At 39.5% G+C, this 26,343-nt stretch carries 25 protein-coding genes and 1 pseudogene; 18 read left to right on the plus strand and 8 right to left on the minus strand.

Annotated features, from left to right (window positions below):
• Positions 1 to 215 precede the first annotated feature (215 nt).
• The 9 genes from ACWGXJ_RS11935 to ACWGXJ_RS11975 all read left to right on the plus strand — a co-directional run bounded on the left by ACWGXJ_RS11935 (position 216) and on the right by ACWGXJ_RS11975 (position 6,960).
• Positions 216 to 488: a DUF6809 family protein gene (locus ACWGXJ_RS11935; RefSeq protein WP_076294564.1), complete on the plus strand. Its 273-nt coding sequence runs from the start codon at positions 216 to 218 to the stop codon at positions 486 to 488.
• Positions 489 to 696: 208 nt separating this feature from the next.
• A complete protein-coding gene (locus tag ACWGXJ_RS11940) occupies positions 697 to 1,899 on the plus strand; it encodes a WXG100 family type VII secretion target (RefSeq protein ID WP_254330218.1) in 1,203 nt (400 codons plus the stop codon).
• A gap of 5 nt (positions 1,900 to 1,904) precedes the next feature.
• Positions 1,905 to 2,156, plus strand: coding sequence for a hypothetical protein (locus ACWGXJ_RS11945; RefSeq protein ID WP_250261422.1), 252 nt, complete (start codon positions 1,905 to 1,907; stop codon positions 2,154 to 2,156).
• Positions 2,157 to 2,943: 787 nt separating this feature from the next.
• Positions 2,944 to 3,705, plus strand: coding sequence for an ABC-three component system protein (locus ACWGXJ_RS11950; RefSeq protein ID WP_452566808.1), 762 nt, complete (start codon positions 2,944 to 2,946; stop codon positions 3,703 to 3,705).
• A gap of 47 nt (positions 3,706 to 3,752) precedes the next feature.
• Entirely contained in the window at positions 3,753 to 3,875 is a 123-nt protein-coding gene (locus ACWGXJ_RS11955) for a hypothetical protein (protein WP_452567893.1), read from the plus strand.
• Between the two features lie 25 nt (positions 3,876 to 3,900).
• Complete coding sequence (locus ACWGXJ_RS11960) at positions 3,901 to 4,191, plus strand: hypothetical protein (protein WP_452566809.1); 291 nt, start codon at positions 3,901 to 3,903, stop codon at positions 4,189 to 4,191.
• A gap of 27 nt (positions 4,192 to 4,218) precedes the next feature.
• Entirely contained in the window at positions 4,219 to 4,551 is a 333-nt protein-coding gene (locus tag ACWGXJ_RS11965) for a hypothetical protein (RefSeq protein WP_452566810.1), read from the plus strand.
• Positions 4,552 to 5,061: 510 nt separating this feature from the next.
• Positions 5,062 to 5,625, plus strand: a complete 564-nt coding sequence (locus tag ACWGXJ_RS11970; RefSeq protein WP_061830185.1) for a MarR family winged helix-turn-helix transcriptional regulator — start codon at positions 5,062 to 5,064, stop codon at positions 5,623 to 5,625.
• A 60-nt stretch (positions 5,626 to 5,685) separates the two neighbouring features.
• On the plus strand, positions 5,686 to 6,960 hold the full coding sequence (locus ACWGXJ_RS11975) for an acyl-CoA thioester hydrolase/BAAT C-terminal domain-containing protein (protein WP_452566811.1): 1,275 nt from the start codon (positions 5,686 to 5,688) through the stop codon (positions 6,958 to 6,960).
• Positions 6,961 to 7,267: 307 nt separating this feature from the next.
• Here ACWGXJ_RS11975 and ACWGXJ_RS11980 read toward each other — a convergent pair whose 3' ends face one another.
• On the minus strand, positions 7,268 to 8,014 hold the full coding sequence (locus ACWGXJ_RS11980; protein WP_081112457.1) for a class I SAM-dependent DNA methyltransferase: 747 nt from the start codon (positions 8,012 to 8,014) through the stop codon (positions 7,268 to 7,270).
• A 514-nt stretch (positions 8,015 to 8,528) separates the two neighbouring features.
• Here ACWGXJ_RS11980 and ACWGXJ_RS11985 point away from each other — a divergent pair.
• From ACWGXJ_RS11985 to ACWGXJ_RS11995, 3 genes are all read left to right on the plus strand, one after another.
• Positions 8,529 to 8,804, plus strand: coding sequence for a hypothetical protein (locus tag ACWGXJ_RS11985; RefSeq protein WP_452566812.1), 276 nt, complete (start codon positions 8,529 to 8,531; stop codon positions 8,802 to 8,804).
• 896 nt (positions 8,805 to 9,700) lie between these two features.
• The gene (locus ACWGXJ_RS11990; RefSeq protein WP_452566813.1) at positions 9,701 to 11,596 is read left to right on the plus strand and encodes a carbohydrate-binding protein; all 1,896 of its coding nucleotides are present in this window, start codon (positions 9,701 to 9,703) and stop codon (positions 11,594 to 11,596) included.
• A gap of 66 nt (positions 11,597 to 11,662) precedes the next feature.
• On the plus strand, positions 11,663 to 13,690 hold the full coding sequence (locus ACWGXJ_RS11995; protein WP_452566814.1) for a beta-xylosidase family glycoside hydrolase: 2,028 nt from the start codon (positions 11,663 to 11,665) through the stop codon (positions 13,688 to 13,690).
• 278 nt (positions 13,691 to 13,968) lie between these two features.
• Here ACWGXJ_RS11995 and ACWGXJ_RS12000 read toward each other — a convergent pair whose 3' ends face one another.
• Positions 13,969 to 15,081, minus strand: coding sequence for an alpha/beta fold hydrolase (locus ACWGXJ_RS12000; protein ID WP_452566815.1), 1,113 nt, complete (start codon positions 15,079 to 15,081; stop codon positions 13,969 to 13,971).
• 146 nt (positions 15,082 to 15,227) lie between these two features.
• On the opposite strand from ACWGXJ_RS12000, the gene ACWGXJ_RS12005 reads away from it, so the two are divergent.
• Positions 15,228 to 15,803 (plus strand): TetR/AcrR family transcriptional regulator, encoded by a 576-nt coding sequence (locus ACWGXJ_RS12005; RefSeq protein WP_452566816.1) that lies wholly within the window; start codon positions 15,228 to 15,230, stop codon positions 15,801 to 15,803.
• Positions 15,804 to 15,865: 62 nt separating this feature from the next.
• Here ACWGXJ_RS12005 and ACWGXJ_RS12010 read toward each other — a convergent pair whose 3' ends face one another.
• Genes ACWGXJ_RS12010 through clpP form a run of 3 tightly spaced genes read right to left on the minus strand, consistent with a single transcriptional unit; the run spans position 15,866 to position 17,430 of the window.
• On the minus strand, positions 15,866 to 16,531 hold the full coding sequence (locus ACWGXJ_RS12010) for an MBL fold metallo-hydrolase (RefSeq protein WP_452566817.1): 666 nt from the start codon (positions 16,529 to 16,531) through the stop codon (positions 15,866 to 15,868).
• 48 nt (positions 16,532 to 16,579) lie between these two features.
• Positions 16,580 to 16,786 carry a hypothetical protein gene (locus ACWGXJ_RS12015; RefSeq protein ID WP_165179676.1) on the minus strand — a complete coding sequence of 69 codons (207 nt, stop codon included), beginning with the start codon at positions 16,784 to 16,786 and terminating at the stop codon, positions 16,580 to 16,582.
• A gap of 59 nt (positions 16,787 to 16,845) precedes the next feature.
• On the minus strand, positions 16,846 to 17,430 hold the full coding sequence (clpP, locus tag ACWGXJ_RS12020; RefSeq protein WP_061830194.1) for an ATP-dependent Clp endopeptidase proteolytic subunit ClpP: 585 nt from the start codon (positions 17,428 to 17,430) through the stop codon (positions 16,846 to 16,848).
• A 199-nt stretch (positions 17,431 to 17,629) separates the two neighbouring features.
• Between clpP and ACWGXJ_RS12025 the strand changes: the two genes are divergently transcribed.
• Positions 17,630 to 18,355, plus strand: coding sequence for an RNA polymerase sigma factor (locus tag ACWGXJ_RS12025; protein WP_452566818.1), 726 nt, complete (start codon positions 17,630 to 17,632; stop codon positions 18,353 to 18,355).
• 185 nt (positions 18,356 to 18,540) lie between these two features.
• Here ACWGXJ_RS12025 and ACWGXJ_RS12030 read toward each other — a convergent pair whose 3' ends face one another.
• On the minus strand, positions 18,541 to 19,071 hold the full coding sequence (locus ACWGXJ_RS12030; RefSeq protein WP_250268256.1) for a DUF4303 domain-containing protein: 531 nt from the start codon (positions 19,069 to 19,071) through the stop codon (positions 18,541 to 18,543).
• Between the two features lie 298 nt (positions 19,072 to 19,369).
• Here ACWGXJ_RS12030 and ACWGXJ_RS12035 point away from each other — a divergent pair.
• A pseudogene (locus ACWGXJ_RS12035) lies at positions 19,370 to 19,871 on the plus strand (hypothetical protein).
• Positions 19,872 to 20,080: 209 nt separating this feature from the next.
• On the opposite strand, the gene map reads toward ACWGXJ_RS12035, so the two are convergent.
• Both map and ACWGXJ_RS12045 read right to left on the minus strand, forming a co-directional pair.
• A complete protein-coding gene (map, locus tag ACWGXJ_RS12040; protein WP_250261410.1) occupies positions 20,081 to 20,827 on the minus strand; it encodes a type I methionyl aminopeptidase in 747 nt (248 codons plus the stop codon).
• Positions 20,828 to 20,853: 26 nt separating this feature from the next.
• Positions 20,854 to 21,576, minus strand: coding sequence for a TetR/AcrR family transcriptional regulator (locus tag ACWGXJ_RS12045; RefSeq protein WP_452566819.1), 723 nt, complete (start codon positions 21,574 to 21,576; stop codon positions 20,854 to 20,856).
• Positions 21,577 to 21,974: 398 nt separating this feature from the next.
• Between ACWGXJ_RS12045 and ACWGXJ_RS12050 the strand changes: the two genes are divergently transcribed.
• The 3 genes from ACWGXJ_RS12050 (at position 21,975) to ACWGXJ_RS12060 (ending at position 25,991) form a co-directional block, all read left to right on the plus strand.
• Entirely contained in the window at positions 21,975 to 22,247 is a 273-nt protein-coding gene (locus tag ACWGXJ_RS12050; protein WP_076161227.1) for a CD3324 family protein, read from the plus strand.
• A 423-nt stretch (positions 22,248 to 22,670) separates the two neighbouring features.
• Entirely contained in the window at positions 22,671 to 23,675 is a 1,005-nt protein-coding gene (locus ACWGXJ_RS12055; protein ID WP_452566820.1) for an alpha/beta hydrolase fold domain-containing protein, read from the plus strand.
• Positions 23,676 to 23,924: 249 nt separating this feature from the next.
• Positions 23,925 to 25,991 carry a thioredoxin domain-containing protein gene (locus ACWGXJ_RS12060; RefSeq protein WP_452566821.1) on the plus strand — a complete coding sequence of 689 codons (2,067 nt, stop codon included), beginning with the start codon at positions 23,925 to 23,927 and terminating at the stop codon, positions 25,989 to 25,991.
• The last annotated feature ends 352 nt before the right edge of the window (positions 25,992 to 26,343 follow it).

Here is a 26,343-nt window from a genome sequence, read left to right on the forward strand (position 1 = left end):
CGATGTGGACGTGATTCTTTTTCACTGCGTTCATAATCGGTGTAAATCCTCTGGTCACATTTCAGATACTCGGCATTAGTCCTCAATTACTTTAGTGAAATCTTCGCTAAAAATCAGTATTGATTTTTTACTGAGATATCCTTGTTTTTGAGGAACAAAATGCACTCAGTGTTCGAACTCAAAACCTTATCTATATCATGAAGGAGAAGATGAATATGAGTATCTTAGAGGATTTATATTACGGAAAATGGTACCCAAGCGAACGAACCAAACCTAAAAACCCTGAGCTTGAGCTAGTCCATCAGAAAATATCCGCTTCTATGAAAGCACTAAAAGCAAGACTGTCGGAACAAGATTACGAATTAATTGAAGAACTATCTGATTTAAATGATGTTTTGCTTTCTATATTATCCGCCTCAGATTATATTTCTGGATACAAAGCTGGTGCTTTGACGATGGTTGAAATATTTGATAGAAAAATCATTTAAATTTTGATAGATCCTACTACTTTAAAGTTAAAAAATGTATAGTTAAAAGGCTTTACAATATGATTAAGGGGCACCAACGTTAATAATTTATAAGTCAGAGGTCGTAGGTATTAAGTCTTCTAATTCATATAACAATTAGTAATAAAGATGGTTTTCCATAAATTTGAATAATGTTATTATGTCTTAATGAACTCAACCGAGGTAAATTATGACAACAATTAAAGTGACACCTGAACAACTTATAACTGTCTCTAAGAAATTTGAGCTTGCGCAGCAAACGGCGATGCAAATGAATAGTCAGTTATCGCAGCAAATTTCGTTTATGGAACGATTTTGGGAGGGGATAACAAAGGAGCAATTCTATTATAGATTCCAAACATCTCAGAAGAATATGGCTGACTTTGTTACACTAACAGATTCGATTGCTAGAGAACTACGGCAGCATGCAAATAAGTTTAGATTAACAGATATGATGGAGGATGGGAATCTAGACCCAGGTTGCTTGCCACCTCCACCGAATACTTGCACAGTTCCTGTTGCAGATACACGAAATGCGCTCCAGAAATCGGCGGATAGCTTAACGGAGCTTGGGCAGGATTTTGTAGCAGCTAATTCAGAACGATATGAGAAAAAATTTGATTCAGTCTGGAGCTTCCTGGATTATATGTCGTACGGCATTCCGAAGGGAATGTATCAAGGGTACATGGAACGGGCAGCTAAACAAAACGATTCATGGAATGACATGCTCAATTTCGGTACATTTGGAGTATCGGGCATGATTCAGGGAGCATTTAATCCCACAAATGCATGGTCAAAAGAACATATGGCAAATTTGATTGGTACAGCTGGTTTGATGATAGGTTCTACGACAACCAAAGCGCTGATTAAGCCCAAAAATATTTTGGAAGGGTCTGTAAAGTTTGAATCGACTCAGAGTAAAGCCAATATTTTAAAAGAAAGCGAACAGCGCTCTTCTAATATAAAATCAGACGATTTTAATTATGCTGAAACTGGTGCTCGTAATATTTCTCCAGAGCAATTTTTTAGAGAAGAAGCTATTGCAGAAGAGTTGTATGAAAAATTTAGGAATTTAGGAAATCAAGACGTGGAAGCCATTTCTAAAAATACTGGTTTCTCAGAAAATAGAATTCAAAGAATCAAAGACCATGTTTTTAACGATACCCACATTAAAGATCATGGAATCGGGAGATTTGACCCAGACTTTGAGTTATCACAAGCGTGGGAGAGATTAATGGATGGGAAGTATGTGGATTCTGATGTACAATTACTACATCATGAGCTTTTTGAATCGAGATTTGAAGGCATATTCCATACGAATTACAGAACAGCACATGATAAAACTATAGAATCTGGAAGACCATGGAATTGGGAAAAGATTTATGAGGAGTGAGAATAATGGCCGTATATATAATCATGTTAAAAGATTACGAAGATGAGGAAAGAGTTGTATATAGTTATGGACCGAGTGAAGATGTAATGGGGAAAATAGAATATGACAAAAAAAATGAGGTTATAAATCAAATTTCACCGATAGTTTCAGAGAATTATGCTGACGAATTTTTCTTTAAGAGAGCGGGACGAAGGTTGGCAAGGATGATTATTAAAGAGAATGGAAACTTCGTAGAAAAAACTACTATTGAATCGTAAGTGAAATATATAAACTATTTACAAGAATCGTAGAAACAAATGGCGATGCCATTTTAGTTTTTTAAAGTAGCTCTCACATTAGGAGTTACTTTTTTTATTACAAGAGGTGCAGTACGAGGCTTGGGAAATACGTGTAGACAGAAGGCTTTCTTTATAGATGAGAAAGTTTGCTAGTGAAATCGAAGATATTGTAAATAAATTCTATTTAAGGGAATTACATCTAATTCAGATTATGTTAACAATCAATAATATTAAGGGGAGTACGTAAAGGGGATTTTGAGAATGGAAGCATTTATTTTACTTTATAAAGAACAGTATGATGAGACTGTGGTTGTGTATAGATAAGGTCCAAAAAAGGATTCATGAGAGAAAATCCAATTGAATAAAGATACTAAGTTATTTTCTGAGTTTGAGCCTATACAAGATTCAAATCATTCAAACACATTTTTATTTTGACAGAGCAGCACAACAAATGGCTCGATGCTTCATTAAAGAAGGGGAGTATTTCCTGATAAAATGACAATTGGATCATAACTAAACTATAATACAATGATTATAACCAGAGCTTTCTCCTTAATTTACTGGAGTGAGCTTTTAGCTTAGTTAGCCAATTACGAAGACTAATGTAATATTTTTTTTCGAAAATGGCTCTTAAGTATTAGGCAAAAAGATCAGGTAACATCGACCAATAGTTCATTTGTATGATACTATAAGTACATAAAGTCAAAATAAGGAAGAAAATTCTTTAATTGTATCTTATTACATTTGATTAGTTTGAGGTGAACTCATGCAAGCTAATAGAAAAAGTATGAATGAAAATGATAATATGATCCTTTTTTCTGAGGTAGAAGGTATGTGCCCTTTCTGTTCTAAAAGCTTACTATATGTGAAAAATGGAATTAGGAGGAAGATATTTGAAGCTGCTCCTATTTACCCATTAAATCCAACAAAAGAAGAATCCTTATTGTTAAAAAACGTAGAGAAATTATCTCAAAATGTAAACGATTTGAATAATTTGATTGCCTTATGTCGTGATTGTCATAAAAAATTTGATTCCCCACGAACTATAGAAGAATATAAAAAATTACTCATCATAAATAAGGAGATTATTAGAAGAAATGAGAGGAGAGCAGACTATCATAGTTATCAAATTGAGGCAGAAATTAAAATAATACTAAATAAACTTGTGGAAAACGAAAATGAATTATCTCCTCAGATTCTAAATTTAGATGCATTGAAAGTTGATGAAAAGGCGAATATAACTCTGAATAGACTTACAAAGAGACGAATTAAAAGTGATGTCGCGGACTACTATTTCTTTGTGAAGGAACAATTTATAATGCTGGACAAAGAATGTCAATATTCCTTTGATACAATTGCTTCTCAAGTAAATACATTTTACCTAAAATTGAAGAAAAATAAACATACACAAGAAGAGATTTATAATCATATGGCTGAATGGTTAAGTAAAAAGACAGAGAATAGTTCTCTAGAAGCATGTAAAATTATAGTCTCTTTTTTCATACAAAATTGCGAGGTGTTTTCGTGATTATACCAAATAAAGTTATAAACTATAATGATTCGATTATAAATAAAATGTTAGTGCTACTAACCGAACTTTCTCAATCTAATTTCCAAATTAAAGAATTATACTTTAGTACTCAAAATTCTTTTGAAGAGATTAATGAATTTATATATTCTTGGAAAACTTTATATTGAAGAACGATAAAGGGGCAACGTTAAAATGGGGAAAATAATGGATGTTAGTTTAACTTTTGAGTCAAAAGATGAAGGTACAATTATAGTAGGAACAAACAAAGGATTAGATCATTTAACCTACCCAGAAATAAAAAAAATGATAGGTAATAAAATTCTTATTAAATATGCAAATCAAAATGAAATGGTATTAAGCGTTAGCTCTGTTCAAATTTCAACTTCAATGGCTGAAAAGAAGAATATTGGAATACGCATTGGTAAGTTAGCATCTCCTGATCTTGTTCAAGTGGGGGCAAGTATTTACAGTTTGGAACATTAATTAATATCTGTTTAAAGGAGGAATAAAATGAATATAGTAAAAAAAATAGAAGAAGGAAAATGTTCAATACAGGAGTTAGAAAATTTGCTGGATGAAAAGAACCCCATAGTTTTATATCATGCATTGACCCATATCGGAAAAGAAGGCATTCGTACAGAGGAAATTATAAAAAAGTTAAGTGAATTGTCTTCAAAAAGGGAACCTCAAGATAAGATGATAGGTCATTATAAAGTAGGAGACTTAGCAATAGCTACTATGATAAAACTTGGAGAAAAAGAAGATGAGATAACTGGGTTTAAGATATTAGATGAATTTGAAAAAAAGATGGTTTTCCGTTTATTTGAAGAAATCGAATGGTAATGCCTCCTGTTCGTTTGAATGAATGCACTTAATTCAAAACTTATTTCACCTCGAACCATGAGGAGAAATAAGTTTTTTTCATATCTAATGGAGGTGAACCAAATGAATAGAATACTTATTCAAGCTGTAGAGCGTTTGTATTCAATTCATTTTGAAAGTTTAGTCAAGTCCAAAATTCGCCGAAAACGTCGCTCTAGGAGAAACTACTTAGCTGCTGAGTGTGTAGAGTAAAAGCCTAACCAAAAATGGGTAACGGATATTACGCAATATCGAGTGGGCGAACGCTGGTGGTATCTTTCTGCGATAAGGACTTGCCAAAGCTTTGCAAGGCAAAAGACGTGACCGGGCTGATCGTTCATAACGACTAGGGATTCCAGATACAAAATAACAATTGTTTATTTAATGTATTAAATTTCCAAAGGGTTATTGTCACCATGTTGACGATAATACAAAATGCTGTTATTGTAATTATAGTCAGTATGGTGACAATAAAAAGAAAAGGATATATTTATGGAATATTCTAAAGCGCTTAGAGAGTTATATATAATGCAACAAACTTACGCTACTTTTTTTTCCGTTACTAATAAGTTGCAAATACAAGGCGACAACTATTTTGAGAAATTAACATCACGACAGTACATGATCATGCTGGCAATAGCTCATTTGCCAGAGGATGAAACGACACTTGTTAATATTGCAAGAAAGTTAGAAACAAGCAAACAAAGTGCACAAAAGCTTGTAGTCAATTTAGAGAATAAAGGATACTTGATTACGACACCAAGCAAACGGGACAAACGTGCCATTAACGTGGAAATCACGGAATTAGGGAAAAGAGTCATGCTGGAATGTGGTGAGAAAGCAATATGCCTAATGGCAGATATTTTTAATGAATTCACAACTGAAGAATTAGAAGTGTTATGGAGTTTATTGAAAAGAATATATGGTACTCACAACGAAGAGTACGTTGGTTTTGAGGAAGACGTAAATTATAAATTTGAAGACCTGGAAGGGTTTCAAGGAGCACAAATTCGAGCTTTAGATAGTTTTATTTTGCGGAGAAAACATTTTAAATGATGGAATTGAAAATAGGCACTATTTCCATTCAAGTTCTATATTTTCTTTGGAGGCTACGAGATGAAATTACAAGTACAACCAAGAGTTGCACTTATTGATGAAAAAATCAATTTTTGTGTCACAGGGTTACCACCAGAGGGCAAAATGAAAATAACTGCAACCATGCATTTTCCATGGGCAGTAAGTGAAAAGTATCAATCATTTGCTTGGTTTACTGCCGATTCAAATGGCAGTGTTGATTTATCAAAACACAAACCTGATTCTGGAACTTATGATTATATAGATAGTATGGGGCTTATTACTTCTTTACAAAAGATTAATAGTGAGGGAGGGAATATCGCTCTTAATATTTCAATAGATGATAGTGTATTTATTGATATAGTATGTGAAAATAGACAAGATCGAGAATGTATAAGACTAGAGAGTATGTTCAAGTTACCGGAAGTGAAAAGACAACAGATCACTGATGAATTTATGGGAGAGTTATTTTATTCTGAAAACTCAAATAATAAAACGATTGTAGTATTGGGTGGATCTGATGGTGAACGAAGTGGTCTTTCGCTTTTGTCAGGACCATTGGCATCTAGAGGTTTTAATGTTTTAACCGTTGGATATTTCAATGAAAAGGGATTGCCTAAAAAACTAGAGGAAATTCCCCTTGAATATTTTGAAAAGGTGTTCTCTTGGCTTAAAAAAAATCCATTAACACGTGCTAATGAAATATATGTACATGGTACATCTAAAGGCGGAGAATTGGCGTTACTTTTGGCAGCGCGATATAATTTCATTTCTAAAGTTGTGGCTTCTGCACCCCATGCATATTGTTTTCAAGCGTTGGATGGTTTGATGAGTGGTAAAAATGTTTCATCATGGTCATATGAAGGGAGATCATTACCATTTATACCCGTTGATAATGATATTTTTTACGACCATCAGCGTCATTGCTTAGAAAAGAATATACCTTTTGGTTTTACTACTACATATAAAAAAAGTGTGGAAAGGGCAAGAAATAAAGAGGAGGCTCGAATAAAAATAGAGAATGCAAATGCAAATTTATTGCTAATTTCAGGCCATCAAGATAATATTTGGAATACTCACGAGGCATGTGTAGAAATAATGAGTATTTTGAAAAAAAACAATTATAAATACAAATACAATCTTCTAGACTATAAGGATTTAGGTCACTCATTACCATTACCGTTTATTATACCTTTAAGCGAAACATTGAACTTAAAAATGGGTGGAGGCGTTTTTACTTGTGGTGGTACTTTAAAAGGAAATTCTTTTGGTCAATCAGATTCTTGGCAGAAAACAATAGAATTTTTTATGAATTAGGGCGTGTCTTCAAACTCAGGCAAGCCAAACCATAATGGTTGCCAAGGCAAAAAAAGACTTGAATGTACACGCTAATTTATCATAGTGAGTTGCCAGACGACGATAAATTCTTTACTTTATTAAAGAAGCATTCCACCAAATAACGTTTTTTTTGTAAACGTCCTGATCATATTTTAGGGTGACTCGGCGATTTTTCTTTCCGGGAATCACTGAATAGCCTGTTGTTCCTTCAAAAACATGCGAATGACATGGATATCTTACACGCGGTCGTCAAACACTTGGGATGAACATTCCGGGATTATTCGTTTTAGGCTCCATGTTTTCGACAAACAGTAATGATGGAAGGAGATAAAGGAGTAAACGGTGTTTTATCCCAGTCGGAATATTGATTTTCAATACAAAAGCCGCGGCTCGTTAATAAACGCTGAAGCGTGTCATTATCAGTAAAGCGACATGCAATTCGAGAAATTGTTTTCTCCGATCCCCAATCACGGAATGTGACCCAGTGCATGATCTGGTTACTTGAATCATACGACTGTGTCCCAGATATCTTGACTTTAATTCCATCTTTATCGATAAAATTTCCCCAGATGCTTTCCTCTTGGTTGGATAAATCGGTCCCCAAGGGGTTTCGTGTTTCAAAAACAAATATCCCATTTGATTCTAGGTGCCTGTAAACGGTTTCGAGTAAGGCTCGTTGATCCTCATCGCTCAAAAATGCCTGGAATGCATTTCCTGTCAAATAAATCATGGAAAAACGCTTTTCGGAATCGAATGTACGAGCATCAGCTTCAATAAAATCCACAGGCAAACCTTGAGCTTTAACCCGCGCATATTCAAGCATCGATGAAGAAATATCAACACCTGTTATATGTATCCCCGATTTTGATAAATGAATGGTTGTCAATCCTGTACCACATGCAAGTTCCAGAACCTCGCCTGGGTTCAATCTAGCCATATCAAGATAGAAATTGTATTTATTAGTCTCACCGCCAAATTCAAGATCATAATTAATCGGGTCTCGATACTCTTCAAGATTATCGTGATTTATCAATATGAATCATCCCTTCACTACACTACAGATTTCTTTAAATCATCCTTCATTATACCATCCATTCTCAGTTTTGCTATATATGGAAACCATGTTGATGTTTTATAAAAAAAAGGACTGACGCGCCAGCACTTTTAAAACAAAAAAAGCCGCTAATTTAGCGGATCTGATGAGGCAATATCTTTTTACTGGACGAGAGCGTGTCTTTAAACCTAATTTAACATCACTTGAAGGAATTACACTACTAAGAGATACCATAACCCGTTTAAAAAATGCTGATTTGCATATACGTGATATTAAGAGAGAACTTTATATTGAAGAACGATAAAGGGGCAACGTTAAAATGGGAAAAATAATGGATGTTAGTTTAACTTTTGAGTCAAAAGATGAAGGTACAATTAAAGTAGGAACAAACAAAGGATTAGATCATTTAACCTACCCAGAAATAAAAAAATTATAGGTGATAATAGTAAAAAAAATTGAAGATGGAAAATGTTGAATAGATGAGTTAGAAAATTTGCTAGAAGAAAAGAACCCCATAGTTTTATATCAAGCAATGACACATATCGGAAAAGAAGGCATTCGTACAGAGGTAATATTTAAAAAATTAAATGGATTATCTTTAAAAAGGGAACATCAAGGTAAGCTGTTAGGCCATTATAAGTTGGGAGACTTAGCAATAGCTACTATGATAAAACTTGGAGAAAATGAAGATGAAATATCTGGTTTTAAAATTTTAGATAAATTTGAAAAAAAGATGCGTTTCCGTCTTTTTGAAGAAGTCGATTGGTAAGTCTCCTGTTCATCTGGATAAATGTACTCAGTTAAAAACTTATTTCACCTCGAACGCTGAGGAGAAATAAGTTTTTTTATATCTAAATGGGCGACTAAAAGAAAAGGATCGGGCATTAATGAGAGGGGATAAATGTTATTTATAGATTGAAGTTTGAATTGTAAGATAACTCATGATTGATGGCTATTCTGGATAGAACTAGTCGCATAAAATGGCATGAATATAAGCTTCGCAACACCCTGGAATTATTAGCATACTCCACAAGTTGCAAAGCTGTCGCACTTGTTCCAAAGTGGCGTTTATGGTATTATATTCCTGGATATCATTTCCCCGACTGCGTAGCCTAAAATTCGCTTCCACGCTTACCAACGACATAATATTCCTTTGTAATTATGTAAAAGCTTTCAAGTTCAACTCTAAAGTTAAAGTTTTCAATCGGTACGTGAAATGATAAAGAAGGGAGGGGAATTTGGAGATTGACATTTGAGCACAAACAGCTCGAATGCACCATCTTGCATGAAGACGACTGTTATGGCTTGCCATCGGTGAATTAAGGCGCTGATATCCAAAAGAATGCCTGGAACCCGTGCAACGCAGTTTGCTGTATGTACCGTAACCGTAACCAAGGTAATTATAAAAAGCCATTAACTGAAATTTATTGGGCGAAAATAAAAATGATGAACTGCCTAATTCGGCTTGATTCGAGTCTCCATCCAGAAAAATGAAAGCGGTTACAAATTTAGAAGGGAGGCTATAACATCTGCTGAAAATGATACAAGTCCAAGTTTCGGAGCACCAACCTTCAAATAGGATACAAAATTACTAATTAAATCTATGCATAGGCAATTTGTAAACTTTTAATAGACATGATATATAAAAATGGAGGTAATATGTTTATGATTAAAAAATTTTCGGTGTTTTTATTAGCTTTTACATTATTGCTGAGTTGTTTACCAATGGTACCTGTACATGCTGCTAACAATGCAATTGCAAAGCTTCCAGGGAATTCAAATCCTCTTATGGACCATAAATTGGGGGCGGATCCCTATGCGTTGGTCTATGATGGAAGGGTTTATATCTATATGTCAAGTGATGCATATGTATATAACAGTAATGGAACGGTGAAAGAGAATGATTTTAGTGAACTAAATAAAATATTCGTCATATCTTCTGCTGACATGGTGAACTGGACAGACCACGGTGCAATTCCGGTCGCAGGATACAATAACAAAAATAATGGAAAAGGTATTGCAAAATGGGCATCACTCTCATGGGCACCGGCCGTTGCACATAAAAAAATAAATGGTAAGGATAAATTCTTCCTTTATTTTGCAAATGGTGCCTCAGGTATTGGTGTGCTAACTGCAGACACTCCGATAGGACCATGGACAGACCCACTCGGAAAGGCTCTTGTTACACACGGTACAACTGGAATGTCTGGAGTTACATGGCTTTTTGACCCGGCAGTATTGGTGGATGATGATGGTACAGGATATCTGTATGTTGGTGGAGGTATACCCAATACTTCGGACCCAGCTTCAATTGCAAATCCTAAAACAGCCAGAGTTTTAAAACTGGGCGCTGATATGACTAGTATTATTGGAAGTGCAGTAACCATTGATGCTCCTTACATGTTTGAAGACTCAGGAATTCATAAGTATAACGGCAAATATTATTACTCATATTGTATCAATTTCTCCGGTACACACCCGTCAAATTACCCAGCAGGTGAAATAGGCTACATGGTGAGCAGCAGTCCTATGGGACCCTTTACTTATACAGGACATTTCCTGAAAAATCCACAAGCATTTTTCGGAGTTGGTGGAAATAACCATCATTCGGTGTTTAACTTTAATAACCAATGGTATGTAGTGTACCATTCCCAAACTGTCAGCAAGGCTCTGTTGGGAGAAGGGAAAGGATATCGTTCTCCTAATATTAACAAGCTTATCCATAATACGAATGTAACGATACAAGAGGTTCAGGGAAATATGGCAGGCGTGCCTCAGATAGCCAATCTTAATCCATACAATAGGATTGAGGCTGAAACAATCGGGTGGAATGCAGGGATTACAACCGAGGCGAGTCAAGCATCAGGCGGACCGACAAATAATCTTAATGTGACAAACGTACACAATGGAGATTGGATCGCTGTAGGAAATGCCGACTTTGGTAGCGGTGGGGCCAAGACGTTTAAAGCAAACATAGCCTCCAATGCAGGCGGTAAAATAGAAATACGTCTTGACAGTGCAACGGGTCCTCTGGTTGGAACTCTTAATGTCAGTTCTACTGGAGGAACACAGACCTGGAAGGAAGTCGAAACCACTGTAAGCAATGCAACAGGAGTCCACAAGGTTTTCTTAGTGTTTACCGGAACAGGGACTGGTAACTTATTTAATATTGATTACTGGCAGTTTACACCCAATACTACTGGAACAAGGGTTGAAGCTGAGGATATGACTCTCGGTGGTACTTACGCTGGGAAGATCAGTTCTCCTTTCAATGGGGTCGCTTTATACGCCAATGATGATTATAGTGCATACACTCAGTATTTTGCCAACTCTACTCATAGTATTTCAGTCAGGGGTGCTTCGAATAACTCCAGTACCGCCAGAGTAGACTTGCAAATAGGAGGAACCACAGTTGGTTCCTTTTATTTTACTGGAACTACGCCGACGGTCCAAACCTTGTCTAATATCACCCATGTAACCGGAAATCAAGAGGTCAGACTGATCGTAACCACTGATAACGGGACTTGGGATGCCTATGTGGATTATTTACAATTTAATTAACTAAAACTAAAAGCTTTTGAACCTATCAAAGATTAGGGGCGATCTAATATGTATAGGAGGATAAGTGTGCTTTTATTAGTTTTACCATTATTCATGAGTATGATGTCCAATACTTCTGTATTTGCAGCTACTACTTTTACAAATCCGTTTATAAATGCTGATTCTCCAGACAACGATGTTATCAGGGTAGGTAATACTTTTTATATGACTAGCACGACCATGCACATGAATCATGGAGTTCCGATCATGAAATCTTATGATCTCGTCAATTGGGAAATCGTAAATTATGTTTACGATACGTATGCCAACAATGACGCACAAAATCTTAACAACGGGGAGAACGAATATGGAAAAGGCTCGTGGGCAAGCAGCCTTAGATATTATAACGGCATCTACTATGTGTCCTTTGGCTCCAATTCTACCGGCAAAACATACATCTATCAAACCAGCAATATAGAAACTGGTCCATGGACATCATCAGTGCTTGGCAACTATTATCATGACGCATCGCTGCTGTTTGATAATGGACGTGTATTCTTGGTTTATGGCAGTGATAATATCAGAATTATTGAGCTTACTGCAGATGCAAAGGCTATCAAGCCAGGGGGACTTAATCAGGTGATTATTTCCGCTGCCAGTAATATTGCCGGGTCCAGCTTCATAGTCAAGGCTGAAGGCGCGCACATACAAAAGATCAAGGGAATGTACTATATATTTCTTATATGCTGGCCATCGGGAGGCAACCGCACACAATTAACCTATCGTGCAAGTAGCTTGACAGGACCCTATACAGGTCAGGTGTCATTGAATGATTCAGGTATTGCACAGGGGGGAATTGTTGATACTCCTTCTGGCTCCTGGTATGCTATGCTGTTTAAAGACAGCGGAGCAATTGGACGTATGCCGTATCTTGTTCCGGTTACATGGTCAAATAATTGGCCGGTATTCGGTGTTAACGGTAAGGTTCCTCTTACGATGGATGTTCCTGTTGAAGGTTATCCCGAAAAGAAGGTCTATGCGTCTGATGAGTTTTCATCTTCTCAAGCCTCCAGTCAGCTTATTGCAAACGGTGGATTTGAAAATGCCACCATAAGCCCGTGGACGAATAATAACACTGCAATTGTTGCAGCAACCACTACAGACTATTACATCGGCTCAAAAAGCTTGTTTATCAGCGGTAGACAACAAACAGCTGCTGGTCCAAAACAAGTAATTACCGGAAAAGTAGCAGCCGGCGGAATGTATAATTTTTCTGCAAAGGTTAAATACACTGAAGGTCCTGCCACTAAGCAATTTAATTTTGGTATTCAGAATGGTCCAAGTTACACAGGTATATCGATTCTTGGGTCCACCACGCTAACCAAGGGCCAATGGGGCACAATTCAAGGAACATATACACTTCCGGCAGGTGCCGACCTCTCACAAACGTTTATTTTCATTGAGACACCCTACAGTTCAACCCCAGACCCAACAAATGATTTGATGAATTTCTATGTGGACGATGTTTCGTTTACAGGAACCTCGTCTTCTGAAGCGACTCTTAAAAAGGAGTGGCAATGGAACCACAATCCTGACAATACTCATTGGTCCCTTACACAGCGTCCTGGATTTATGAGAATGACTACAGGGAAAGTGAGTAAAAGTATTCTGGATGCCAGAAATACGCTTACCCAAAGGACATTTGGACCGAAAAGTACAGGAATCATTGCAATGGAAACAAGCGGGATGAAGGACGGAGACTATTCCGGTCTTGCAGCTTTTCAGGCTAATTATGGATTTGTAGGCATAAAGATGAACGGGACCTCCAAATCCATTGTTATGGTGAATGCCAGCTCTGGAGCAATGACTGAAGTGGCAAGTGTCCCTTTCACCCAGAACAGAGTGTATCTTAAGCTTATATGTGATTTTACAAATCAGATGGATAAAGCATATTTCTACTACAGTCTTGACGGCACAAATTGGACGGCTATAGGCAACACACTTCAGATGTCATATACAATCCCTCACTTTATGGGATACCGTTTTGCTTTGTTCAATTATGCTACTAAATCAACGGGTGGTTTTGTTGATTTTGATTATTTAAACTTGCAGTGACAAACAAGAGGGTTTGAAGCTGTGGATCTAAGTTCGTTTCTTGCGCTCCTTCAAGGTTCTTCGGTTCGAAAATCTAACCTTGCTAGGCCGCATGAATTGAAAAGCTCAGAGGAAATTACGGACTTCTCCATTGAGATAACAGGGGAAAATGAATGGACTAAACCGACTCCATAATTGGAGTCGGTTTTTACTTGCCAATTGGATAACAACGATTGAAGCTATGGAACTACGATTTTGATGGGCATGTTGCGCATAAAAAAAATATATATTTACAGTTGTTATAGGAACTTCTTCATTTCATTAAATGCTAACTCTCTGTGACCTGCTTGGCAGTGTTGCTCACCGCCCGTTTCTTTAGTAAATACTTTGGTTGTAATGGACGCAGCATTGATTAATTCTTGTTGGATTTGAGCGAGTCGGCTAATGGGTACGTATTGATCATCTTCTCCAGCTAGTAAAAGAACATCTTGATTTATGAATGCTCCAATGCCGTGCATCGTGTGCTTTTCGAAATTTTTAATGAGATCAAAAGGCGTTGCTTCACCGGTGTTTTCCATCCCTTTGGTAATCTTCCAATGCAAATCAATATTGTGAGTCATCATCTGTTCGAATAATAAATTCACTTGGTCTACTTCATTACGATCAACGAGTTGCATCATGCCCTGGTAAGTATCTTCTGGCATTCCCATTTTTAAGGCATCTAAACCACAATAGAAAATGTTAAAAGCAACTACTTTATCGATTCTCTTTTCGAAGGCTGCTGCACGCATAGCTAAATACCCTCCCCAAGAAGCACCTACGAGACTTACACGATCTAGTTTGAAATAATCAATCACCGTTGATATGGGCTTTTCCCAGTTATGAATGAATTTTAGGCCGTTTTTTAAAGCAGTTCCTTGGCCTGGACCATCAAATACAATAATGTTGTAATTAATTCCCTTTATGAATTTCATCATTTTAAGTATCTCTTCCATATAAGAATCATACCCACCAAAGACAAGCAATGTTTTCGTAGCTCCAGGTGTCAATAATTTTACAGCAGGAAGATAGGAATCTTCATAAGGAATCTTGTAGGATTCATAATCAAAATCATGAAAGCCTTTATAGAATGTTTCTCTATATTTCTGATACATTTTTTCTTTATTAGGGTCTGTGGTTGCAAGATAAAATTCTGCGGCTTGATAGTAGACTGAGGCTAAGTCATAGTCCTTGCTGTCTTCGCGTTTCTGAGCAAAATTGAGCCAAGCTTCATACCAGCTATGGGTGTCTTTTAATTTCGGAATCATTTTTTCCAAGTCAGCTTGTGCTCGATCATCTTCTTGATAATAATCATTGATAAAACGATTAATTTGAAGATTGAACTGTTCGTTATTGACATAGGATTTAAACATATACTGTCCTCCTTCAATTTGGGTATGTGCTTACTATAGAGTATAGTTACTACATAAAAAATAATTAGTATCGCATAATCTGTAGGATATCTTACACGGTATATATAAAGTGTTCGAAAACTTACACATAAGGAGCAAGTGGTTAAATGAATGAAGATATCAGAATTTATAAAACAAAAATAGCTATTGAGCGAGCTTTGATAGAATTACTCCAACAACATGATTTTAAAGATATTACGATCAAAAAAATCTGTGATCAAGCTCTTATCGGACGTTCTACTTTTTATAGTCATTATTTGGATAAGTACGACTTGCTAGAAAAAGTAGTTAAACAGTATGCTTCTGATTTTAAAGTTGAAATTGAGCAGCGTTTTGATTCCATGGAAGATGGCAAGGTGGCCAATGCCATAGAACTTGTAACCGATAATATGATTAAAATTAAGCTGGAAATTTCAACATTGTTAACCGTTCATGAAGTATCAGCTGATTTACGTAAAGAATTTGAACAAAATTTGTTTCGGACTTGTTTAGATTATTTAAAGCAACAGAATTCTTCAACTTCGATCGCATTGGAGTATTTAGCTGAACTATATGCTGCTAACTCAATGATGTCTATTCAGTGGGTTTTGAAAAATGGCAAAGATACTAACATCATTCTTCTTTTAGATCAAATGCAAGAATATATTTTTTCTCAGTTAAAGTCTGATCTATATACAAGTTAGCACGCGTGAAGTGATGTTTTTATGACTGATATATCATCAGATGGGTTGCAGGAACTTTAACTTTATAATCCTTGGGTAAGTCCTAATATCTGATCATTCACATGTACATTACTTAACCCCCCGTGGTAGCAAACTACGGATGCAATGTCGAGATCTAAATACTTTTTCAATGAGAGATGAGCTGCATCCATATCCGGTGTGGTCGGGACATGAATTCCCCCGAGAATCCCGTTAACACTGTACATCGAATCCCCGGCATTAAGAGTCTTACTTTGCATTAAATAAAGGCTGATATGACCAGGGGTATGCCCAGGCGTATGGATGACTCGAATTCTGCCGCAAAACGGCAGTTCCTGACCATCTATTAAGGTATCGTCCACTTTGCCCTTCGGGGGATTCTCAAGGTGACTATCTTTTAAAAGGGGGATATCCCCCTGAATATACGGCTTATCTAGTTCGTGTGCATAGACTTTGATATGATGGCCACACTCCTGCAAAATCTCAGGAAGACAACCTATATGATCCACATCTTGATGCGTCAAAATCACAACTTTTAGTTTGTCAAACGACACGCCTACCTTTTCCATAGCCTCGCGTAAATCTTCCATTTGCCCAGGGAATCCTGTGTCTATTAAAACAGCCGTTTCTTGATCCCATAAAAGAATGGGGTGAATCATACTCCCATGAAAATCTAGCTGAAGCATTTCTACTCCCTGTGAAATTTTCAAAATATCGGGCCTCCGTAAAATGAAATTGCCACCCATGCTAAAATAGGTTCAAGGGGCGAATCCAACTCTGTGGCGTTGCCGTTCCTTAATGTCAATGGAAACGGTGCGAATGGATGTAATAGGAATAACAAGCGTCTGATATTGCGTAAGGTATTTAACGAACTTGTCGTCAATCTGATCCAGTACCCCGTCGCATACATTTGTCCCATCTATAAAATGAATAGTTACTTCCTTGCCTTGTAAGCTTGCTAACATGATATCACCTCGTATTATTTCTTGAAGTTTCTTGCAGATCATTAGGTTTTAGGCATACTCTACAAAGAAGTTATCACTTGATCAATAACACCATATTCCAGTGCCTCCTGAGCGGACATGTAAAAATCCCGGTCCATATCTTTTTCGACTTTTTCAAAAGGTTGCCCGGTCCGTTCAGCTGTGATACGGGTTGCCTTTTCACGAGTCCATAAAATTCGTTTTGCGCTGATCGCAATATCGCTGGCCTGACCTTGTGCGCCCCCGTGCGGCTGATGGATCATGATTTCACTGTTCGGCAACGCCGAACGTTTCCCTTTGGCGCCCGCTAGCAACAGGATCGCGCCAAACGAAGCAGCGAATCCCGTACATATCGTGTGTACATCGGGTTTGATGTACTGCATCGTATCATAAATGGCAAATCCTGCGGAAGTAGAGCCACCCGGGCTGTTGATATACATGTAAATTTCTTTTTCCGGATCTTCTGCCGCCAGGAACAATAATTGAGCAATAATACTGTTAGCCAAATGATCATCGATGGCTGCCCCGACAAACACAATACGATCCTTTAAGAGTCTGGAATAGATATCGTACGATCTTTCACCTTGAGCGGTTTGCTCAACAACATAAGGAACATAAGCACTCATTTTGATACCCCCAATTTCCCGTTTTCAGTTGATTTCTCCTTGTAAACGAACCGAGGCCGTAAAAAGATACGGAGGTTTCAATGGGAAAACGATTTGCGTAAATGGTGTAACTTTTACAACCACTTGTTCGTTTACATTGGAGGTAACAAATGGCTTTGCTCTAGGAAAGGGCAGAATAAGACCGTGGAGGAGAGGACCTATGCGCATAGATGATTCTATACAAATGACAGATAATACAATAAACATCGAGAACTTGGAGGAATTACAGGCGGTCCTGAAACGTTACTGTCTGTCGCTTACGAAATCAAATTGGGATGCGGAAGAACTGGCTCAGGACACTTGGATAAAAGCATTAGGTAAGTTAAATAGCTTCGAGCATACAAACCCCAAAGCGCTTTTGCTACGAATTGCTAAGAACACCTGGATTGATGATATACGGAGAAAAGCAGTCTACACTCGAATATTGAATAGGGAACAAGCGAAAGTAACTGTACCGGATCATGGATCTTTTGAAATCGAGATAGCGTTGCAGTCCTTAATGAAACATTTATCTCCGCTTCAGAGAACTGTTTTTTTGCTGCGAGATGTGTTTGGATATTCGATTAGCGAGACATCCGACATGCTCGAAACAACGGAGGGAGCGGTAAAAGTTGCACTCCACCGGGCACGAAAATCGCTTGAAGCAGTCAAGGAGGATCTCCTCAAAGGAGAGTTATCCTTACCGGAAAGTGAAAACTCGAAGAATTTTCTAAGGGCGTTGACGGCGGCATATCAGATGGGAGATATTGCAGCAATGGTTATGCTCTCCCATCAGGATGAAATGGAGCCGGACGTGGTGATCGGAATCGTCAATCACAAGCTGCACCGGAGTCTCGCATTAGTAAAACAAACGGATTCCCATACCATGAGTATGATAGCGGCGTAGTTTGCGAAGAGAAATGCGGGGCTGATCATAGTAGTTGTTTCTGACCCGGGGGTAGTATCAGCTTCGCTAGTACTACCCCGTGTAGATCAAGAGAGTACTAGCGATGCATAGGACAAGCACATTGCGAATTTGTCTAGCAAAGCAACCTACCTAAACGAAATGAGTGTAATATTCCAAACGCACTTTTATTGATAACGATGCAAGAAGCCATCAACTAATTTGGCGTTTGTCATCTGAATTACGGACTGATTTTCCAGTTCCTCGGCCATATCATCATCCGTCATGGACACGAAAAAAATAATATCTTCTTTGGATTGGCCGAATTGATTAAAAAGTACATCGTCTGTTTCCTTAACTACCTTGGCCATAATTTTTATCATTTCATCTTTATAGTCAAACACATTTTCGGTTGCATACAGAAATTTGCTAATATGATTGAGATGTGTTGTATCGCCATATTGATATTCGCTTAATCCCCATCTATAATAATTTTCATCTTCCTTGCTGTTGCACAGGTCTTGGGCTTTCATGTTTGTGATATGTCTAACAAGTGATTCCTCCGTATTAACAGCAAGAAACAAGGTGATAAAATCGCTGTCTGTGCCAAAAGCACAAGCGTAAACCTGCTCATTCTTCACTTCTTCCAGTATGCTTTTAAGATCATCCCAAAATCCTGCCCTAAATCTTTCCTCAAATTCATTTAGAAAATTGTTCATCTGGTTCATATACTCCTTTATCAGTTTTATACTTGATTATATTTTACATTATTAGCACGACCATGTAGCCTAGCGTTCATTCTCTTGCTACTCTTGTCTTGTAGCGACAATCCAAGGATCGTCACAGTTAACGAATGTCAGCTTGATAAACTTAGAAAACCCTTTTATTTGTTTGAAAAAAGTTGTTATAATTGTTAGATCAGTGTGTAGAGATATTGGTACTAGTTTTAATGACCAAAAATATATGTCGCATGATACGTCTACCATCTGAAATATTTTTATTTCGGAGGGAAACAATATGTATAAGGAAGAAAGACTGCCTCAAAACGCAAAAGAAGGTATATTATTTTTATTGATTATTTCAATTATTTCAGTAAACATGATCGCCCCCATTATTATGGGATTGGAACGAGGCTTTAGTAAAGAAAACTATTTAGAAACGCTTAAGATTATTCCGTTTATGTGGATTATCGTTGTTTTGTTAGTAAGATTGGTTGCAGGACCGTTAGTGGGTAAAGTGATACCCAAATTCGTAGGACAAACAGATGGATTTAATGCTAGAGTTTTATTGAATACTTTATTGAATGTTACAGTCTTATCTATGCTTCTAACCATTATAGGAACTTGGGTTGGTACGAAACAAATAAGCCTAGAACCTTCAGAACTTCTTTCACAGTTGGTTTAGAAATTTTGGTGTAGCATTTTGGATTGAGCTATTGGTCGCTCAGCCAATAGCAAGATTTGCAATGAAAAAAATACACGCAAGACAGGCTAGCAAAGCAGAGAGTGTAAATCCGTAACACGATACCAAAGGATAATAAAAAAAACGTATAACAACGTGGTTTTTCGTAAATCGGTAAAGTTACAAACCATATAAAAAAAGCGCTGGCCCCAAGCTGGAACCAGCGCTTTTTCGCGTTTCGGATTACGAACTTTCGTCAGGCCAAGGAGGGCGGGTTGGCGACTTATTTTCCTAAAATGACGCATTGCCGTCCGTTCTCCTCCATTCTTACTGGGCCGTTAAAATCAGTGGTCCGTCCGCAGTAACTGCGATCGTATGCTCATATTGCGCCGACAACTTGCCGTCGGCCGTTCTCGCCGTCCACTGATCGTCGTCGATCGTGATACGGAACGTACCTTCGTTGAGCATCGGTTCAATCGTAAACACCATGCCTTCCTTTAACCGAATGCCTTTGCCGGCTACGCCGATATGCTCGTAGCTCGGCTCCTCGTGCAGGCTCCGCCCGATCCCATGCGCCAGCAGATCGCGTACGACTGAATACCCGTTCGCTTCCGCATGTTGTTGAATCGCCGACGTTATGTCGCCGAGCCGGCCCCCCGGGAGTGCCCGGGCGATTCCCATATCCAAGCATTCCTTTGTCACCTTCATTAATTTTTGCGCTTCCGGCCGGATATTGCCCACCGCATAGCACCAGCACGAATCGCCAAACCATCCACCGTATTCCACGACGATGTCGAGCTTCAGCAAGTCGCCGTCCATAAGCGCCCGGTTCGAAGGAATGCCGTGGGCCACCACATCGTTGACCGAAATGCAGGTTTCGGCGGGGAAACCGTTGTACCCTTTCGTAAACTGCTTGCCACCCAGCTTAATGATGTGTCTGGCAACAAAGTCATTGATTTCCCGGGTGGTGATCCCAGGCTCGATCAGTTTGGCCACCTCGCGGTAGCAGTCCGCAACGATTTGGCTCGCCGGCTTCATCTCTTCGATTTCCCTAGGTGATTTTAAAATGATCATTTTTGTCTATTCGCTCCTTATCAATTCTATAATTTTAAAAACCGGACGATATCTTTGGCCTCCTCGTGCAGCTTTCCGCGGCGAAGCGAAAGCGACGCGCAGCCGACCAAGGCGGCCAGCAGCATTTCTGCGCGCTGTAGCCGATACGGTGGCTCAGCCGCGTTTCCGCCGGAAGCGGCAGCCCCGTCCGCCGCACGACCGGTTTCCAGCAGCGCGGCAAGCGGCGCGAGCACCTCCCGGCGAAAGGCAGCCGAGAGTGGGGCAGAGCGCGCTTCAGGCAGCGAGGCAAAGCCCTCACCGGCCAGCTTATGCAGCAGGTACAAGGCGTGGTCCTCCGCCCAAAGCTGCAGCAGCCGAATGCCGGCGGCGGCGGCGGAGCCAAGCTCTGTGGAAGCAGCCGTTTCGCGGCTGCTGCTTTGGGAATCCGCGGCAGCCGAGTTACCGGTGTCCGCCGCAGCAACCAAGCCGAAATGCCCGCCTGCCGGCGCCTCCCCCGAAGCCGAAGCGCGTGGGGCCTCCAGCCATCCCCCGGCCCGCTCCAACGCGTCCCACAGCAGATCGTGGAGCAAATTGCCCTTGTTGCTGTAATAATGGTATACCGTGCCATAGCCGAGTCCCGCCTGCACGGCCACATCGCGGATTTCCAGTAAAGGCCCTTTATTTAAAAACACATCGGCAGCGGCTTTTCGGATTTGCGCCAGACGCCGCAGCCGGATCTCTTCGTTTTGTTCCTTCGTACGTGGAGACATCTCGTCCGTTCACCTCTTTTATTTTTGACCTACTCTTATGTCAATATAAAACATCGGCTTGCGAATAACAAGAGTCGGGCAAACAAAAGTCCCGGCAACACCTCATAAACGAATGAAGATCAGTTATTTATCAGCTCAATTTTAATGGTTTGATTGTACTGATATCATTTAGCTGGTCCCAGGTGAGCAGAAGTTATGCTATACTTGCGAAGTAAAAGGGGGTGCCTACTGATGGAGAATCTATTGGGATTGTCTGTGACTTCTTACACTCATGCAAAGCCAATTATTAGGAAAGCGTTACTTTGTATGGGGCGAAACAATTTTTAACGCTATAAGCTTTTTTAATATTTTTGGCTTTGCACCTTATTTTAAAGAATCAAAATAAGGGGCGAGCAAAATTGAGATATACGAATGCTACAAAAGTTTTACCTCAAAAACTAATTATGGAAATCCAAAAATATGTTCAAGGAGAGACGCTGTATATTCCTAAGCCAAAAACGGAATATATGGATTGGGGAAGTTTGAGTGGCGGGAGAAGGTTGCTTGAACAGCGAAATGCTGCAATCAGAAATGCTTTTCAAAATAGCAGCAGTATCGAGCAATTAGCGAAGGAGTTTTTCCTCTCTACCGAAACCATTAAGAAAATTGTGTATTCACATAAAAATACCTAGTTTGCAAAGTGGCGTGGTGCTATACTCGCGTCAATGAATTTAATTTTGGCCTCATAACATGGTGAGCCTAGGGCGTGACCGGATGATCGTGGTGAAAAATCAATCCGGTCACGTCTTTTTTGTTTGGCAAAAGGTTTGATGTGTGTTCGCATTTCATTTTCTCTCTTGAGCTTTTTTACATACCGTTCTTGATCCCAAAATTCCGTTCACCCTCCCCGATGATCCAACAGACCCATTCTATTTCAAAGGCTGTACTTCATTTTTTCATTATTGTTTTTATGCCAAAAATGATTCTAAATCGTTGTTTTCATTTATTAAGCTTATTTTAATCTTTAAAATATGAATATAAACAACAGCAACAATTAAAGGGAAAAATGTATTGATTCATTGTCTTTAAAATAAGAAAGTGAGGAAACAATTACTATGGGAGAGCAAAAAAGTAGAAGTAGACATCTGATTGATCCGGAAATTATCAGTGCAGTTGATTTAATACCAACAACCGATCTTACCGAATCTACACTAATGGAAGCACGTAAAAATCAATCTCAAATGATGCAACAAATAGATGTAACGCAGATGTTCCCTATTACATTAGAAAAAAAGGTTGTGCCAAGTTATTTTAGTGGTCCAGATATTCAAATAGAAATTATTAAGCCCAAACATTCAAAGCATCATAAGATGCCTCTTTATTATTCGATACACGGAGGCGGGATGGTCTTAGGAAGTCCAGTCGTGGATCGTCCTGCTAATGCATCTCTTGCTGCACAACATGGTTTCTGTTGTGTATCCGTGTACTATCGCCTAGCACCAGAGCATGTGCAGCCAAGTCAGTTACAGGATTGTTATTCGGGCCTAAAATGGTGTATTGAACATGCGGAAGAGTTAGGGATAGATACTCAGAAAGTTGCCGTAGGGGGCAGCAGCGCTGGCGGCGGTCTGGCGGCTGGCCTAGCCTTGTACATTCGTGATCAGAAGGAATTCGAAATCCATCATCTAAGATTGATGAGGCCAATGCTAGACGATCGCACAAGTACCGCACCAGAGCATCCATACGCAGGAGAGTTTATTTGGACAAAACAAAGTAATTATTTTGGCTGGAAATCTGTATTGGGGGAAGAACCGGGTCAAGAGGAGGTAAATGAGTATTATGCGCCGGCCCGTGCTAAGTCATTGGCCGGGTTACCACCGACTTATATAAATATAGGTACCATTGATTTATTCATTGATGAAGCCTTGGTTTTTGCCAAACAACTAGCTTTTGATGGAGTCTTAGTGGAATTACATGTCTATCCCGGGTACCATCATATGTCTCCTGCGTTTCTGGATGCACATTTTTCAAAAGAAGGGGCCAGAACAAGTGAATACGCCTTACTGAAAGCGCTGGACATCTTTGATATAAATTCTAATGAGTATAATGCTAAACGCTAATAAGCTCCGACTGCAGTAAATAAAGCACTGATGAAGAATATCCATCAGTGCTTCAGTGTTTATTCATACCTACTTATGATCTGAATAAACAATTTATGGATAGATACGGTTGAGAGTCATTGATACTTCTTAACAATATATTAATTCTAATCTGATATCATCTTTTTTTCATCTCTTCCGACTTTTACCACCCATTTAGGGTAAAATAGTACCAAGCATAAAATCCAACTACGGAAGTGGTGATGTCCCATGACAACGAGCAGCAAACCGAATAGACTATCCAAGGAAAAATCACCGTATTTGCTACAGCATGCTCACAATCCGGTAAATTGGTTCCCTTGGTCAGATGAGGCTTTTGAAATTGCTAAACGTGATAACAAGCCTATTTTCCTATCTGTTGGCTATTCCACTTGCCATTGGTGCCATGTAATGGGGAGAGAATCTTTCGAGGATGAAGAAGTGGCTGAGCTATTAAACAGGGATTACGTATCCATTAAGGTGGATCGTGAAGAACGTGCAGATGTGGATCATATCTATATGTCCATCTGCCAGACGATGACAGGGCATGGAGGCTGGCCACTGACAATATTGATGACGCCGGATCAGAAGCCTTTTTTTGCGGGAACGTATTTGCCCAAGGAGCAAAAGTATGGCCGTGTCGGACTGTTGGAGTTGCTGGACAAGGTGGGTGCCCGGTGGAAAGAACAACCCGAAGAGCTGGTGGAGCTGAGTGAGCAGGTACTTACCGAGCATGAGCGGCAGGACTTGCTTGCAGGTTATCGCGGTGAACTGGATGAACAGAGCTTGAATAAAGCCTTCCATGAATACAGCCACACCTTCGATAAGGAATATGGCGGCTTCGGGGAAGCTCCTAAGTTTCCTTCTCCGCATAACCTGTCTTTTCTGCTGCGATATGCACAGCATACGGGGAATCAACAGGCACTGGAAATGGCAGAGAAAACGCTAGATGCGATGTCCCGTGGCGGAATCTACGACCACGTAGGCATGGGGTTCTCACGATACTCCGTGGACGAGAAATGGTTGGTGCCGCATTTTGAAAAAATGCTGTATGACAATGCTCTGTTGGCCATCGCGTATACAGAAGCTTGGCAGGTGACAGGCAAGGAACTGTACCGACGGATTACAGAACAAATCTTTACATATATCGCAAGAGACATGACGGATGCAGGGGGTGCCTTTTATTCGGCGGAGGATGCGGATTCCGAAGGAGAAGAGGGGAGATTCTATGTCTGGGACGACTCTGAGGTAAGGGCTATACTAGGCGATGAGGATGCCGCCTTTTTCAACGATTTGTATGGGATTACACCTTACGGCAATTTTGAAGGTCACAACATTCCAAACCTGATTGATATCAATCTGGAAGCCTATGGGATCAAACATGACTTGACTGAGCAGGAACTGGAACAGCGGGTTAGTGAGCTACGCGCCAAGCTGTTTGCTGCCAGAGAACAGCGGGTTCATCCTCATAAGGATGACAAGATTTTGACCTCGTGGAACGGGTTGATGATTGCTGCACTGGCGAAGGCGGGACAAGCTTTTGGAGACCCGAGATATACAGAGCAAGCTCGGAAAGCTGAGACGTTTTTGTGGAACCATTTGAGACAGGAGAACGGACGGCTGTTGGCACGTTATCGGGACGGAGAAGCAGCTTATCCCGGTTATGTAGATGATTATGCTTTTTATGTGTGGGGCTTGATCGAGCTGTACCAGGCGACCTTCGATATAGAGTATCTGCAACGGGCGTTGACGCTCAATCAAAATATGATCGACTTATTCTGGGATGAGGAACGGGACGGATTATTCTTTTATGGGTCAGATAGTGAGCAGCTAATTGCCAAGCCTAAAGAAATCTATGACGGTGCGATTCCGTCGGGTAACAGCATTGCGGCTCATAATTTTGTGCGGCTTGCACGGCTAACGGGTGAATCCCGATTGGAGAATTATGCAGCCAAGCAGTTTAAGGCTTTTGGCGGCATGGTTGCTCATTACCCGTCAGGCTGCTCAGCCTTGCTCAGCGCGTTGCTGTATGCAACAGGAACGACAAAAGAGATTGTGATTGTAGGTCATAGGGACGATCCGCAGACCGTACAGTTCATTCAGGCGATTCGAGCGGGGTTCAGGCCGAATACGGTCGTTATTTTGAAGGATGAAGGACAGTCGGAGATTGCAGAGACGGTTTCTTATATCCGTGATTACGATCTTGTGGAAGGCAAACCAGCTGTATATGTGTGTGAGCATTTTACCTGTCAGGCACCTGTTACCAGGCTTGAAGATCTGAAGGTGGTGTTGGATTGAACTGAATAAAGCGATCAAACCTAATCCCCTTGGGGGTAGTAAGCATAAGGTGATTTTCGAAAATGACCCTATGTTTGCTACCTACAAGGGGATTATTTTCATATTAAGAGGTAGGTATAGTGAGATGAAACTAATATTTTCTTAACATATGCTATGCATTTTTTTTAATATTTTTTAGGTATATTATATCAAAGAACCGGTTCCGACCAGCCTTGCTGTTTTCGAAAATAAGTACATATACCTATTTAACTAGCGTGTTTATATCTTTTATGTCCAAGCGTTTTAGCAGCAGATGTGAAAAATGTGAAAGTGAGTCTGTCGGGTGATTGTCGTCATCGGCAAACGAAGAGGT

It is taken from the genome of Paenibacillus sp. S33, from assembly GCF_053615415.1.

Coding starts and splice junctions, on each gene's coding strand:
- ACWGXJ_RS11935 (WP_076294564.1), top strand. CDS start 216: ATGAGTATCTTAGAGGATTTATATTACGGAAAATGGTACCCAAGCGAA.
- ACWGXJ_RS11940 (WP_254330218.1), top strand. CDS start 697: ATGACAACAATTAAAGTGACACCTGAACAACTTATAACTGTCTCTAAG.
- ACWGXJ_RS11945 (WP_250261422.1), top strand. CDS start 1,905: ATGGCCGTATATATAATCATGTTAAAAGATTACGAAGATGAGGAAAGA.
- ACWGXJ_RS11950 (WP_452566808.1), top strand. CDS start 2,944: ATGCAAGCTAATAGAAAAAGTATGAATGAAAATGATAATATGATCCTT.
- ACWGXJ_RS11955 (WP_452567893.1), top strand. CDS start 3,753: ATGTTAGTGCTACTAACCGAACTTTCTCAATCTAATTTCCAAATTAAA.
- ACWGXJ_RS11960 (WP_452566809.1), top strand. CDS start 3,901: ATGGGGAAAATAATGGATGTTAGTTTAACTTTTGAGTCAAAAGATGAA.
- ACWGXJ_RS11965 (WP_452566810.1), top strand. CDS start 4,219: ATGAATATAGTAAAAAAAATAGAAGAAGGAAAATGTTCAATACAGGAG.
- ACWGXJ_RS11970 (WP_061830185.1), top strand. CDS start 5,062: ATGGAATATTCTAAAGCGCTTAGAGAGTTATATATAATGCAACAAACT.
- ACWGXJ_RS11975 (WP_452566811.1), top strand. CDS start 5,686: ATGAAATTACAAGTACAACCAAGAGTTGCACTTATTGATGAAAAAATC.
- ACWGXJ_RS11990 (WP_452566813.1), top strand. CDS start 9,701: ATGATTAAAAAATTTTCGGTGTTTTTATTAGCTTTTACATTATTGCTG.
- ACWGXJ_RS12000 (WP_452566815.1), bottom strand. CDS start 15,081: ATGTTTAAATCCTATGTCAATAACGAACAGTTCAATCTTCAAATTAAT.
- ACWGXJ_RS12005 (WP_452566816.1), top strand. CDS start 15,228: ATGAATGAAGATATCAGAATTTATAAAACAAAAATAGCTATTGAGCGA.
- ACWGXJ_RS12015 (WP_165179676.1), bottom strand. CDS start 16,786: ATGTTAGCAAGCTTACAAGGCAAGGAAGTAACTATTCATTTTATAGAT.
- clpP (WP_061830194.1), bottom strand. CDS start 17,430: ATGAGTGCTTATGTTCCTTATGTTGTTGAGCAAACCGCTCAAGGTGAA.
- ACWGXJ_RS12025 (WP_452566818.1), top strand. CDS start 17,630: ATGCGCATAGATGATTCTATACAAATGACAGATAATACAATAAACATC.
- ACWGXJ_RS12030 (WP_250268256.1), bottom strand. CDS start 19,071: ATGAACAATTTTCTAAATGAATTTGAGGAAAGATTTAGGGCAGGATTT.
- map (WP_250261410.1), bottom strand. CDS start 20,827: ATGATCATTTTAAAATCACCTAGGGAAATCGAAGAGATGAAGCCGGCG.
- ACWGXJ_RS12045 (WP_452566819.1), bottom strand. CDS start 21,576: ATGTCTCCACGTACGAAGGAACAAAACGAAGAGATCCGGCTGCGGCGT.
- ACWGXJ_RS12055 (WP_452566820.1), top strand. CDS start 22,671: ATGGGAGAGCAAAAAAGTAGAAGTAGACATCTGATTGATCCGGAAATT.
- ACWGXJ_RS12060 (WP_452566821.1), top strand. CDS start 23,925: ATGACAACGAGCAGCAAACCGAATAGACTATCCAAGGAAAAATCACCG.